Origin of the sequence: Pseudonocardia sp. DR1-2 (assembly GCF_023717215.1) — a bacterium.
Taxonomy (GTDB): Bacteria; Actinomycetota; Actinomycetes; order Mycobacteriales; family Pseudonocardiaceae; genus Pseudonocardia; species Pseudonocardia alni.
The window spans coordinates 570045-583055 of record NZ_JAMQOF010000003.1; the positions used below are offsets into that span (position 1 = coordinate 570045).

11 protein-coding genes are annotated in these 13011 nt (G+C 74.6%); 4 read left to right on the top strand and 7 right to left on the bottom strand.

The features are described from left to right. Positions 1 to 142: 142 nt before the first annotated feature. Positions 143 to 1468 carry a PA containing protein gene (locus ND486_RS11460; protein ID WP_251784335.1) on the top strand — a complete coding sequence of 442 codons (1326 nt, stop codon included), beginning with the start codon at positions 143 to 145 and terminating at the stop codon, positions 1466 to 1468. A 161-nt stretch (positions 1469 to 1629) separates the two neighbouring features. After that, entirely contained in the window at positions 1630 to 2193 is a 564-nt protein-coding gene (locus ND486_RS11465; RefSeq protein WP_251784336.1) for a hypothetical protein, read from the top strand. A gap of 3 nt (positions 2194 to 2196) precedes the next feature. On the opposite strand, the gene murJ is transcribed toward ND486_RS11465, so the two are convergent. The 7 genes from murJ to ND486_RS11500 all read right to left on the bottom strand — a co-directional run bounded on the left by murJ (position 2197) and on the right by ND486_RS11500 (position 10967). Further along, positions 2197 to 4029, bottom strand: a complete 1833-nt coding sequence (gene murJ, locus ND486_RS11470) for a murein biosynthesis integral membrane protein MurJ (RefSeq protein ID WP_251784337.1) — start codon at positions 4027 to 4029, stop codon at positions 2197 to 2199. Positions 4030 to 4278: 249 nt separating this feature from the next. Further along, positions 4279 to 5565: a thymidine phosphorylase gene (locus ND486_RS11475; protein ID WP_251784338.1), complete on the bottom strand. Its 1287-nt coding sequence runs from the start codon at positions 5563 to 5565 to the stop codon at positions 4279 to 4281. Continuing rightward, a complete protein-coding gene (locus tag ND486_RS11480; protein WP_251784339.1) occupies positions 5562 to 5966 on the bottom strand; it encodes a cytidine deaminase in 405 nt (134 codons plus the stop codon). The genes ND486_RS11475 and ND486_RS11480 overlap by 4 nt, the downstream gene beginning before the upstream one ends. Positions 5967 to 6002: 36 nt before the next feature. Beyond that, positions 6003 to 7238, bottom strand: a complete 1236-nt coding sequence (locus ND486_RS11485; RefSeq protein WP_251784340.1) for an ABC transporter permease — start codon at positions 7236 to 7238, stop codon at positions 6003 to 6005. Next, positions 7235 to 8314: an ABC transporter permease gene (locus ND486_RS11490; RefSeq protein ID WP_062397669.1), complete on the bottom strand. Its 1080-nt coding sequence runs from the start codon at positions 8312 to 8314 to the stop codon at positions 7235 to 7237. Before ND486_RS11490 ends, ND486_RS11485 begins: the two co-directional genes overlap by 4 nt. Next, positions 8311 to 9822, bottom strand: a complete 1512-nt coding sequence (locus ND486_RS11495; RefSeq protein ID WP_224401468.1) for an ABC transporter ATP-binding protein — start codon at positions 9820 to 9822, stop codon at positions 8311 to 8313. The genes ND486_RS11490 and ND486_RS11495 overlap by 4 nt, the downstream gene beginning before the upstream one ends. After that, positions 9819 to 10967 carry a BMP family ABC transporter substrate-binding protein gene (locus ND486_RS11500; protein WP_224401467.1) on the bottom strand — a complete coding sequence of 383 codons (1149 nt, stop codon included), beginning with the start codon at positions 10965 to 10967 and terminating at the stop codon, positions 9819 to 9821. Before ND486_RS11500 ends, ND486_RS11495 begins: the two co-directional genes overlap by 4 nt. A gap of 194 nt (positions 10968 to 11161) precedes the next feature. Here ND486_RS11500 and ND486_RS11505 point away from each other — a divergent pair, with 194 nt between their 5' ends. After that, positions 11162 to 11611, top strand: coding sequence for an SRPBCC family protein (locus tag ND486_RS11505; protein ID WP_251784341.1), 450 nt, complete (start codon positions 11162 to 11164; stop codon positions 11609 to 11611). 80 nt (positions 11612 to 11691) lie between these two features. Next, on the top strand, positions 11692 to 12963 hold the full coding sequence (locus ND486_RS11510) for a D-alanyl-D-alanine carboxypeptidase family protein (RefSeq protein ID WP_251784342.1): 1272 nt from the start codon (positions 11692 to 11694) through the stop codon (positions 12961 to 12963). Positions 12964 to 13011 lie beyond the last annotated feature (48 nt).

Consider the following 13011-nt stretch of genomic DNA (forward strand, 5'->3'; position numbering starts at 1 on the left):
CCGGACCTGCCATGATCGACCCGATCCGGGTGCGGAGACATGCCCCGGACGGCTCAGCACAACACCGTCCGTCGACCCTCGTACGGCGGTCGCTACCCTCTGGGCACTCCCCACTTGGCTCAGAGGAAGCGCAGCAGGTGCCATGAGCGACACTTCGAACCTCTCGTTCGACCGGATGCGCGGCATGCTCATGCGAGCGGCCGAGATCCGTGACAGCGAACAGCAGCAGATCTTCGACTCCCTCGACGAGATCCACGCCCGGCTGGCGGCCCTGGACGCCATCGGCACCGTGCGCAAGAAGCTCACCGAACTCCCCGACCGGACCGAGCTGAACGTCCTGGCCGAGCGCCTCGACGAGACCGTGTCCAAGCTCGACAACACCGAGATCGTGCTCGGCGCGATCACCCGGGCCATCGAGTCCCTGCCGGACAAGCTGGCCAAGCCGATCGCCCAGCTCGACGGGCGGCTCGACGGCATGGGCGGGCGCCTCGAGGGCGTCTCGGGCCGGATGGACGGCCTCGACGACCGCCTGGGCGGCCTGCACAAGCGCCTCGACGACCTGGACAACCGCCTCGACCGGCACGAGATGCGGCTCGACGCGATGCCGAACGCCGTCGCCTCCCCGATCAAGGAGCGTGTCGACGGCGTCGAGCGTCAGGTGCGCGAGCAGCTCGACGCGGCCGTGCACTCCTTCGAGGAGACCGGCGAGGGCCTGCGCAACCTGCTGGGCGACACCTCGGTGGGCCTGCACCGCCGCCTGGAGGACCTGGCCCAGCGCCCGGCCGTCGACCCGGCCCCGGCGTTCGACGCCCTCACCGAGCGGCTGGAGGCCCTCTCCGCCCGTCTGGAGGAGGTCGGCACCCGGCTCGACTCGGTCGAGTCCGGTCTCGACGGCAAGCTGACCGACCTGGACGGGTCGGTCAAGGAGCGGGTCGGCAAGCTCGGCGGGTCCCTGAAGGACCGCCTGGGCGAGCTCGACGGCTCGGTCACCGAGCGGCTGTCGTCGCTGTCGGAGGCCGTCGACGGCCGGTTCGACGCGCTCGGCGAGAGCGTCGACGGGAAGCTCGACAAGCTGACCGGCGACGTCGACGGCCGCCTCGACAAGCTGACCGGGGAGGTCGACACCCGCCTGGAGAAGCTGTCCGGCGACGTCTCGACGCTCTCCGCGGGCGTCGACGACCGGCTGGCCGGCCTCGACTCCGTGCTGCGCGACCGTCCGGACACCGGCTCGGTCACCGACCTGGTCACCAAGGCCAACGCCGAGTCCGAGCGCCGCAACGCCAGCCAGCTCGACGAGGCCATGGCGACGTTCGCGGAGCTGATCATGGGCCGGGGTGGGCAGTACGCCCAGCAGGCCCCGCCGCCCCCGCCCCGCCCGGCCCAGCGCCGCGGCCGGGCCAAGGTCGCGGTGAAGAGCCAGAACGGTGCCTCCGCCGCCGACCTGGTCGGCGACGACCCGGACGACTGAGCCGCCGGCCCCGGCACGACACCGCGCACGCCGCGTCCCGCACCCCGGGGCGCGGCGTGCGTGCGTCCGGGCCCGGCACACCGGGTGGGCCGATCGGCCGGTGACAACCGGCCGCGACGGCCCCATCCTCTCCGCACCGCTGCCGGTGGACGGAGGTCGTCGTGGATCCTGCCCTCAGCTTCTACCAGAGCCTCAGCTCGATCAGCTTCACGCTGCTCGGCCTGTGGTTCACCGTGCTCGGGCTGTCCCACGGCGGATGGCGCAGCGACCCGCTGCTGCACCGCAGCACCCTGCACGTGGCGCTGCACTTCTTCCTGCCGGGCCTGATGGGCCTGGGCTCGACGCTGGCCGCGGGCAACGGCCTGATGTGGCGGATCACGTTCGGCCTGCTCGGGACGGTGGGGCTGGTCGAGTCGCTGCTGTTCCTGCGCCACCGCCAGGGGACCGCGGCGCGCACGGTGCGGCTGCTGCGCGCCGCCGACCCGCTGCTGTACGCCCTCGTCGTCGCCGTGGTGTTCCTGCCGGGCCCGGTCGCCGGGACGACGCCGCTGCAGCTGGAGGGTGTGGTCACCGGGCTGCTGTTCGTGGCCGGGCTCTGCTACCTGTGGTTCGCGTTCGCGCAGCGGGCGCCGCTGCCCGCCCCTCCTGCCGCGCCGGCCCCGCGGGCACCGGCGTCGCCGGCGGCCCCGCGGGCACCGGAGCGGGCGGCGCCGCCGGTCGTCTGAGGGTCAGCGGCGGGCGAGGCGGCGGAAGACGGCGTCGAGCTCGGACACCTTCAGCACCCGCATCCCGGCGACGGCCAGCGGCAGCGCGATCAGCGCGCCCCCGACCAGCAGGGTCCAGGCGCGGGCCACGTCCGGCCAGTCCGCCAGCACCGGGCCCAGCAGCCGGGTGAGCCCCCAGGCGACGGCGGCGGCGACCGCGGAGGCGGACGCGACCTTGGCCAGGCACACCAGGACCTCGCCGGAGCGGGCCCGCCCGAGGCGGCGGCGCAGCAGCCACTGCCCGAGCACCGCGCCCCCGACGAACGAGAGCCCGTTGGCCGCGGCCAGGCCGAGGACGACCTGCTCGGGCGGGAGCAGCAGCGGGCAGGCGAGCAGCAGCGGGATCTTGACCCCGACCATGCCGACCTGGACGAGCGTCGGGGTGCGGGAGTCGGTCATCGCGTAGAACACGCGCATCTGCAGCATCGTCACCGCGTAGGGCAGCAGCCCGAACGCCGACCAGGCCACGGCCTGGCCGAGCCGCTCGGCACCGGTACCGCTGCCGGCGCCGACGGAGAACAGCGCGGTGCCCAGGGAGGGGCCGAACGCCGTCATCACGGCCGCGATCGGCACGAGCCCGACGGTGGACAGGCGCGCGCCGAGCGAGAGGTCGGTGACGACCTGGTCGACGTCGCCCTTCGCCGCGGCCCGGCTCATCCGCGGCATCAGCGCGGTCAGCAGCGACACCCCGAGCACCCCGTACGGGACCTGCAGCAGCAGCCACGCATTCATGTAGGTCGCGACCGACCCCTCGGACGCCGACGCGGCGACCCGGGTGGTGACGATGTAGCCGGCCTGCCCGACCAGCACATAGGCGACGATCCACAGCGCCATCCCGCCGGCCAGCGACAGCCGCGGGTCCCAGCCCCACACCGGGCGGTAGCGGAACCCGATCCGGCGCATGAACGGGATCAGCACCAGTGCCTGCACGACGATGCCCAGCGTCGTCCCGACCCCGAGCACGAGCAGTTTCGGGTCCCCCATCCGCACCGGGTCGACCGAGATCTCCCCCGGCACCAGCACGTAGACGACCAGCACGCCGAGCAGCACGACGTTGTTCAGCACCGGCGCCCAGGCGAACGGCCCGAACACCTGCTTCGAGTTCAGGACCGCGCCGAGCAGCGCGCCGATCCCGTAGAAGAAGATCTGCGGCAGCAGCAGCCAGGCGAACGCCGTGGCCAGGGCCGGGTTGGCCTGCCCGGTGTCGCCCGAGCCGAGGTAGAGCCGGGTCAGCAGCGGGGCGGCGGCCATCGCGATCAGGGTCGCGACCAGCAACGCGGCCCCGACGACGGTGAGCAGACGCCGGGTGAAGCGTTCGCCGCCGTCGGCGTCCTCGGCCTGGGCGCGGACCAGCACCGGGATCATCACGCTGGTCAGGACCCCGCCGAGCAGCAGCTCGTAGACGATGTTCGGCAGGGTGTTCGAGATCGTGTAGGAGTCGTTGACGACCGCGAACCCCAGCACCGCGACCAGCGCGAGGTTCCGGACGAAGCCGGTGAGCCTGCTGACCAGGCTGGCGATCGCGATCATCCCGGAGGAGCGCACCAGCGACCCGGTGTGCTCCGCGCCGCCCGACGGCGTCGCCGCGTCCCCGCCCGGGGCGGCCCCGGGGGCGGGTGCCCCGGGGACCATGCCCCGGTCCGGTGCGGGAGCGCCCGCGGGGGGCGTCGCGCCGTCCGCGGCCCGGGGCGGCTCGGCCGGCCGGGCGAGCGGCGCGGTCGGCTCGCCCGCGTCGGGCACCCGGCCGGGCCCGGTGCCGTCGGCGGGACGGCCGCCGGAGCCCAGCGGACGGGTCACCTCCGCGGCACCCTCCGGGGGCGTCCGCGGGGCCGGGCGGTGCCCCGCGCCCATCACCGGTCGGGGGAACGGCTCGCGCCGTACCACCGCGGGATGGGGCGCCCGCTCCGCCGCTCGTCGGTCCTCACGCATCGTGGTCCATCGTGCCGGATCGGAATCCTCGCGCCGACGCCCGCCCGGCCGTCGTACCCGGCCCACCCGGCGGGCGCACCGGGCGCACGTCACGGCGCAGCGACGAGTGGCGTCCGGTCAGCCGGCCCGGCGGACGTCCAGGACGAGGTCGCGTGCCGGCGGCGGGTCCGTGGTGATCATCAGCGCCGCGCCGGCGAGCAGCCGGCGGGCGGCGGGGAGCCGGGCGTCGTCGTCGGTGTGCAGCTCGGCGAGCGGGGTGCCGGGACGGACCTCGTCGCCCGGGTCGACCAGCAGCCGGACCCCGGCCCCGGCCTGCACCGGGTCCTCCTTGCGGGCGCGCCCGGCGCCGAGCTTCCAGGCCGCGGTGCCGACGGCGAGTGCGTCGGCCCCGGCGAAGATCCCGGACCGCTCGGCGACGACCGTCTCGACGTGCGTGGCCACCGGCAGCGGCGCGGACGGGTCCCCGCCCTGCGCGGCGACCATCCGCTCCCACACGTCGTACGCGGCACCGGAGGCGAGCACGGCGGCCGGGTCGGCGTCGGGCAGACCGGCGAGGGCGAGCATCTCCGTGGCCAGCGCGACGGTGAGCGACACCAGGTCGGCCGGTCCCCCACCACGCAGCACCTCGACCGACTCGGCGACCTCCAGGGCGTTGCCGACGCAGCGGCCCAGCGGGCGGGACATGTCGGTGAGCAGCGCGGTGGTCGGGAGGCCGTGGGCGGCCCCGATCGCGGTCATCGCGTCGGCGAGCTCCCCGGCGCGCGGCAGGGTCTTCATGAACGCGCCGGACCCCACCTTCACGTCGAGGACCAGCCCGCCGGTGCCCTCGGCGAGCTTCTTGCTCATGATCGAGCTGGCGATCAGCGGGACGGACTCGACGGTGCCGGTGACGTCGCGCAGTGCGTAGAGCCGCTTGTCGGCGGGGGCGAGCGTGGGCGTCGTCGCACAGACGACCGCGCCGACCTCCCGCAGCTGCGCGGTGATCTCGTCGGTGGTCAGCGAGGCGCGCCAGCCGGGGATGGCCTCCAGCTTGTCCAGGGTGCCGCCGGTGTGGCCGAGCCCGCGGCCGGACAGCTGCGGCACCGCCGCCCCGCAGGCCGCGACGAGCGGCGCCAGCGGCAGCGTGATCTTGTCCCCGACGCCGCCGGTGGAGTGCTTGTCGACCAGCGGGCGTCCGACGTCGCCGAAGTCGAGGACCTCGCCGGAGTCGATCATCGCCTGGGTCCAGTGCGCGATCTCGCCGGGCTCCATGCCGTTGAGCAGGATCGCCATGGCCAGCGCGGCCATCTGCTCGTCGGCGACCTCGCCGCGGGTGTAGGCGTCGACCACCCAGTCGATCTGGGCCTTCGACAGCGTGCGGCAGTCGCGCTTGGCCGCGATGACCTCGACCGCGGAGAAGCTCACGGGAGGTCCTCCGGGCCGAACGCGTCGGGCAGCACCTCGGTGAACGGCAGCACCCCGCGCGGGGTGTCGCAGAGCAGGGCGGCGCCGCCGAACTCGTGGAGCACCTGGCGGCAGCGTCCGCACGGCATGAGCAGGTCACCGTCGCCGGAGCGGCAGGCGACCGCGAGCAGCCGTCCGCCGCCGGAGAGACGCAGCTGCCCGGCGAGGGTCACCTCGGCGCAGACGCCGAGGCCGTAGGAGGCGTTCTCGACGTTGCAGCCGGTGACCACCCGCCCGTCGTCGACGAGTGCGGCCGCGCCGACGTGCAGCCGGGAGTACGGCGCGTACGCCCAGGCCGCGGCCTGCACCGCGGCGGCCCGCAGGGCGTCCCAGTCCGGGACCGGTGCGTCAGGCGGCACCATGTCCGCGCCCGCTCCGGACGGTCCCCCGCCTGCCATCTAGCGGCCCTCCCCGCGCCGGTACGGCTCGCCGAGCCGGGCCGGTGGTCGTAGTCGTTGCGAGGCCGCCGCGAGCACGATCAGCGTGACCAGCTGCGGGGCGTAGGAGGCGAACTCGCTGGGCACGGTGTCGACCGACCAGTAGACCGCGTAGACCAGCAGCCCCGCGACGAGCGCGACGGCGGCGGCGGTCCACATCCGGCGGATCGCCCACAGCACCGCGACGACGACCGCGACCAGCGTCGCGCCGTAGAGCAGCGCGTGCACCGCCTCACCGCCGGCACGCAGCTGCAGGCCGTCGACGTAACCGAACAGCGCCGAGCCGACGAGCAGCCCGGCGGGCCGCCAGTTGCCGAAGATCATCGCGGCGAGGCCGATGTACCCGCGCCCGCCGACCTGGTTCTCCAGGTAGCCGAGCTGGCCGGGGTTGAGCACCAGGGCCGCACCGCCGAGCCCGGCGAGCGCGCCGGAGATCGTGACCGCGACGTACTTGTGCAGCACCACGTTCACGCCGAGCGACTCCGCCGCGACCGGCGACTCGCCCGCGCTGCGCAGCCGCAGCCCGAACGCCGTCCGCCACAGCACGAGGTAGCTCACCGGGACCAGCGCGACCCCGATGACCAGGATCGGCGTCAGGCCGGTGACCAGCCCGGACAGCAACCCGGCGAGGTCGGAGACGAACACCCGTTGCTGGGCCTCCAGCGCCGCGAGGCCCTCCGACAGCCCGGGGATCGAGAACTCGGTGAAGCCCTCCAGCCGCGGGGACTGGCGCGGGTTCTGCGAGACCGGGGTGAACACCAGCGTCGCCAGGTACTTCGTCAGCCCCGTCCCGAGCAGGGTGATCGCGACGCCGGAGACGATGTGGTTGACGTTGAACGTGACCGTCGCGACGGCGTGCAGCAGCCCGCCGAGCGCGCCGAACACCAGCCCGCCGAGCATCGCCGCCCACGGCCCCCACTGGTAGCCGGCCCAGGCCGCGCCCCAGGTGCCGAGCACCATCATGCCCTCGAGGCCGATGTTGATGATCCCGGCGCGTTCGGCCCAGAGGCCGCCCAGGCCGGCGAGCAGGATCGGCAGCCCCAGCCGCACCGCGGCGGACGCGGTGCCGCCGGAGGTCAGCTGGGTCTGGCCGGTCAGCGTCACCGTGACCGACAGGACAGCGACCAGCGCGGCCGCGATCAGCGCCGACCGGGCCCAGCCGGGCAGGGACCGTGCACGATCCAGCACCGCGGTCACGACGACACCTCCGCGGGTTGCGGTGCGGGGGCCGCCGCGGCGACCCGCCGTTGCTCGGCCCGGCGCTCGACCCGGCGGACGACCTCGTAGGCGACGACCACCGACAGCACGATCAGGCCCTGCATGATCAGCACGATCTCCCGCGGGATGCCGACGACGTCGAGCGCCACCGCGGACTTGTCCAGGAACGCCCACAGCAGCGCGCCCAGCGCGATGCCGACGGGGTGGTTGCGGCCCAGCAGCGCGATCGCGATGCCGGTGAAGCCGTAGCCCTGCGGCGAGGACAGCGTGTAGGCGTGGTCGCGCCCGAGCAGCTCGGGCAACCCGACCAGCCCGGCGACCGCGCCGGAGAGCAGCAGCGCGACGACGATCGTGCGGCGCGCGTTCACCCCGCCGGTCGCGGCGGCCGTCGCCGACTCGCCGGAGGCGCGCAGCTCGAAGCCGAACCGGGTGCGTCCGAGCAGGAACCAGTAGCCGATGCCCAGCGCGGCCGCGACGAACACCATCCCGAAGATCGCGCCGTTGCCGACCGGGATCCCGGGGAACCAGCCCGACTCGGGGATCGGCGGGGTGGTGATGTTGTTGCCGCGCAGCTCGCCGAAGGTCTCGGCGCGGATCAGGTAGGCGATCAGCCCGGTGGCGATCGCGTTCAGCATGATCGTCGAGATGACCTCGGAGACGCCGCGGTAGGCCTTGAGCAGCGCCGGGATCGCGACCCAGGCGGCGCCGGTCAGCAGCGCCACCACCATGATCAGCACGGTGTGCAGGACCGGCGGGAGCGCCACCGTCCCGCCGACGATCGCGGCGACGCAGGCGGCGACCCGGAACTGGCCCTCGACGCCGATGTTGAACAGCCGCATCTGGAAGCCGATCGCGACGGCCAGGGCGGCGAGGTAGTAGACGGCGGCGGAGTTCACGGTGTCCACGACGACCGTGCCCGACCCGACCTGCGCGAGGATGGTGGTGACCGCCGTCCACGGTGACGCCCCGCTGATCACCAGGGCGACCCCGCAGAGCAGGGCGGCGACCGCGATCGCCAGGACGGGCGCGACGACGGCGCCCCGCAGCCGGCTCACGTGGCGGCTCCGGTCATCTTGGTACCCAGCTCCTCGGGGGTCACGGTCGCGGGATCGGCGGTGCCGACCAGCCGCCCGCCGGAGATGACGGCGAGGGTGTCGGACAGGCCGATCAGCTCGTCGAGGTCCGCCGAGACCAGCAGCACCGCGAGCCCGGCCGCGCGGGCGCGGCGCAGCTCGGCCCAGATGCCTGCCTGCGCGCCGACGTCGACGCCGCGGGTCGGGTGGGCCGCGATGAGCAGCACCGGGTCACCGGACAGCTCCCGTCCGACGACGAGCTTCTGCTGGTTGCCGCCGGACAGCGCGGCCGCCATGACGTCGATACCGGGGGTGCGGACGTCGAAGTCGCGCACGATCCGCTCGGTGTCGGTGCGCGCGGCGGCGGTGTCCAGCAGCCCGCGCCGGGCGATCGGCGGCCGGGACTGGAACCCGAGGATCCGGTTCGCCCACAGCGGCTGCTCGCCGAGCAGGGCGTGGCGGGACCGGTCCTCGGGGACGTAGCCGATGCCGGCCTCGCGGCGGGCCATCGTCGACGTCGCCGAGATGTCGGTGCCGTTCAGCAGCACCCGGCCACGGGCGTGCCGGCGCATCCCCATGACCGTCTCGACGAGCTCGGTCTGGCCGTTGCCCTCGACGCCGGCGATGCCCAGCACCTCACCGGCGTGCACGACGAGGTCGACCCCGTCGAGCAGGTCGCGGCCGCCGTCCGGGCTCGCCAGCCCGAGGCCCTCGACGCGCAACACCTCGCGGTCGGTCACGGTCGACTCGCGGGTCTCCGGCGAGGGCAGCTCCGAGCCGACCATCATCTCCGCCAGCTCGCGGTTGGTGACGGTCCGCGGGTCCGCGGTGCCGACCGTGCGGCCGCGGCGGATCACGGTGATCCGGTCGGCGACGGCGCGGACCTCGTCGAGCTTGTGCGAGATGAACAGGAACGTGTAGCCGTCGCCCTGCATCGTGCGCACGGTCGCGAACAGCTCGTCGACCTCCTGCGGGACCAGCACCGCGGTCGGCTCGTCGAGGATCACCGTGCGGGCGCCGCGGTAGAGCACCTTGAGGATCTCGATGCGCTGCCGGTCGGCGACGCCGAGGTGCTCGACGAGCGCGTCCTGCCGGGCGGCGAGCCCGACGGTCGCGGACAGCTCGGTGATCCGCGCCCGGGCCGCCTTCCCGATGCCGTGCAGGCGCTCGGCGCCGAGCAGCACGTTCTCGGCGACGGTCAGGTTGTCGGCCAGCATGAAGTGCTGGTGGACCATCCCGATCCCCGCGGCGATGGCGTCGGCGGGGCTGCGGAAGTGCGTCTCCGCCCCGTCGACGACGATCGTGCCCTCGTCGGGCGTCTGCATCCCGTAGAGGATCTTCATCAGGGTCGACTTGCCGGCGCCGTTCTCGCCGCAGAGGGCGTGGACCTCACCGTGGGTGACGGTGAGGTCCACGCCGTCGTTCGCGACGACGCCGGGGAAGCGCTTCGTGATCCCGCGGAGTGCGACCGCGTCGGGCTGGTCGGTCACTTGGTGGACTTGACCTGGATCTGTCCGGCGATGATCGCGGCCTTGTACGCCTCGAGCTGCGGGACGATGTCGTCGACCTGGCCACCGGAGGTGGAGTAGCCGACACCGTTGTTGGCGAGGTCGAACCGCGCCGGGAGCTGCGCGACGGTGTTGCCCGCGACCGCGTTGATGTAGTCGTAGACCGCCACGTCGACCCGCTTGATCATCGACGTCATGATCGTGTCGCGGACCTGCGTCAGCTGCGGCGAGTTGTACTGGTCGGAGTCGACGCCGATGGCCTTCTTCTGCGCGGTCTGCGCGGCCGCGAAGACACCCTGGTTCGACTGGCCCGCCGCGGCGAAGGCGATGTCGGCGCCGCCGTCGTACTGGCCGGACGCGATCTCGGTGGCGCGGGTGGCGTCGTTGAAGCCGGTGAAGTCGCCGGCCGGGGAGATGTAGGCCGACTCGACGTCGATCTGCGGCGCGACGGCCTTGGCGCCCTGCTCGTAGCCGGCGTCGAACTTCTGGATCAGCGGGTTGTCGACGCCGCCGATGAACCCGACCTTGCAGGCCGAGGTCTTCAGCGCGGCCGCGGCGCCGACCAGGAACGAGCCCTGCTCCTCGGCGAAGACCAGCGGCTTGACGTTGGGCAGGTCGACCGTGTCGTCGTCGACGATGGCGAACTGGATGTTCGGGAACTCGGTCGCGACGGTCTTCACGCCGGTGGCGTAGTTGAAGCCGACCGCGACGATCGGGTTGAACCCGCCCTGGGCGAGCTGGCGGAGGCGGTTGGTGCCCGCGTCCTCGCTCTCCCCCGCCTGGGCGGTCGCCTCACGCGTGTTGGCCTTCTGGAGCCCCAGCTCGGCGACGGCGCGGTCGAGGCCGGCGGCCGCCGCGTCGTTGAACGAGGCGTCGCCACGCCCGCCGATGTCGTAGGCCAGCCCGACCTTGAGCCGGCTCGCGTCCGCCTTCGGGGCCTCCGGCGCCGGCTGGGCCGACGCGGCCGGGACCGACGGCGGCGCGACGCGCTCGCACTCCCCGGCCTGGGCGCCGCCGCCCCCGCCGGTGTCGCGGGCACAGCCCGCGAGCGTGAGTGCCGCCGCGGCCACGAGCGCGATCGCGGTCGCGTACCGGCTCCTGCCTCCGATGCGCTGGTTGATCCGCACGAGGTGACCTCCCCCTCCGGCGCCACCGCTCGGCGGCGCATGTCCGGACGGGACGGTAACCGCTGGACAACGGTTTCGGCAGAACTCGAAACACGGCCGTGACGCGGAATCGTCGAGCGGTTGACGGACGGTACCGTCCGCGCACCCGGACGATCTTGTACCCGGGAGGTGACGGCAGTCTCGGAGGAGGATCGATGGATCGCGCGGAACGTACGGTGCAGGCCCCACCGGAGCGGGTGTGGGAGCTGGTCTCGGACATCACCCGGGCCGGTGAGTGGAGCCCGGAGGCCACCGGAGGACGGTGGCGCGGCGACGCGACCGGGCCCGCCGTGGGCGCGAGGTTCACCGGGGGCAACCGGCACGGACGGATCCGCTGGTCGACGCACTGCCGCGTCACCGAGTGCGAGCCGGCCCGCCGGTTCACCTTCGTGGTCGGCGAGTCGAAGACGGCCTGGGGCTGGATCCTGGAGCCGGCCGGCGACGGGGCGACGACCGTCGTCGCCTGGCGGGAGAAGACCGGCGAGGCGGCGCTGCCGGTACGGCTGCTGCAGCGCAGCGGGATCCTGGGCCGGGACCGCGAGACCCTGATGCGCGACGGGCTGGAGCGCAGCCTGGACCGGGTCAAGGAGATCGTCGAGCGCTGACCGTGCCGCGGAGCGCGGTCCGTGGTGCCGGGCCCGCGGCGGGCGGCCCGTTCCGCCGGGCCGTGGGTCATGCTGCAACGGTGACGACCCCCGCCGGCCCGGGCTCCCCGCGCCGACCCGCCGCCCGGCTGCTCGTTCCCGTCGTCGTGGCGCTCGCGCTGGCCGGGGCGGCGGGCACCGCACCGGTCGCCTCCGCCGCTCCGGTCGCGGTCGCCGCGGGGTGCCCGGGGCAGGAGGTCCCGCCCGGCCCGCCCGCGCGGGAGGAGACGGTGGCCGTCCCCCCGCTGCCGGTGCCGTCGCCACCGGTCGGCGGGCTCGGCGGCTGCGGTGACACCCACGCCGGGCCGGTGCCGCCCCCGCCGGTCGGGGTCGCGTCGTACGTCGTCGCCGACCTCGACTCGGGTGCGGTGCTCGCCGCCCGGGCCCCGCACGCGCGGCAGCGTCCGGCGTCGACGATCAAGCTGTTGCTCGCGCTGGTCGTCGACGAGCGGCTGCCGATGGACCGGGTGGTCGTGGGCACCGCCGAGGACGGAGATGTCGACGGCAGCCGGGCCGGGATCGGTCCCGGCGGGCGCTACACGGTCGACCAGCTGCTGCACGGGCTGCTGCTGTCCTCGGGCAACGACGCCGCGAACGCCCTGGCCCGCGAACTCGGCGGGGTCCCCGCGGCGCTGGCCGCCATGCGCGACGAGGCCCGCCGCCTCGGCGCCCTGGACACCCGTCCCGCGACGCCCTCCGGCCTCGACGGCCCGGGGATGTCCGCATCGGCCTACGACCTGGGCCTGCTGCTGCGCGCCGCGCTGGAGCGCCCGCGGATCGCGGCCGCGCTGACCACCCGGAGCATCCCGTTCCCCGGGTTCGCCGACAAGCCCGGCTTCCTGCTCGGCAACGACGACCGGCTCCTCGGTGCCCCCGGCTTCCTCGGCGGCAAGAACGGGTTCACCGACGCCGCCCGGCACACCTTCGTCGGCGCGATGGAGCGCGACGGGCGACGGCTGGTCGTCGCCGTCGTGCGCGGCGAGCCCCGGCCGGTGCTGATGGTCGACCAGGCCCGCGCCCTGCTGGACTGGGGCTTCGGCGCCCCGGCCACCGGGATCGGGACGCTGGTCGAGCCGGGCACCACGGGCTCCGCCGACGGCTCGGACACGCCCCCGGGCGCCGCGGCCCCCGCGGGCGGGGCAGGCGGCGCGGACGGCGCAACGGGATCCAGGGGCGCGGACGGGGCGACGGCGACCAGCGCCCCGGATCCCGCGGGTGCTGCGCCGATCCCCGCCGCGGTGCTGGTCGGCGGGGTCGCCGCGCTCGCCGGCGTCGGGGCGCTGGTGGCCGCGCGGCTGCGCCGGCGCCGTTGACCTGCGGCAGACGCCCGGGATCGTCCCGGCGCCCGGCACCGTTCACCG

Coding starts and splice junctions, on each gene's coding strand:
- ND486_RS11460 (WP_251784335.1), top strand. CDS start 143: ATGAGCGACACTTCGAACCTCTCGTTCGACCGGATGCGCGGCATGCTC.
- ND486_RS11480 (WP_251784339.1), bottom strand. CDS start 5,966: ATGGTGCCGCCTGACGCACCGGTCCCGGACTGGGACGCCCTGCGGGCC.
- ND486_RS11505 (WP_251784341.1), top strand. CDS start 11,162: ATGGATCGCGCGGAACGTACGGTGCAGGCCCCACCGGAGCGGGTGTGG.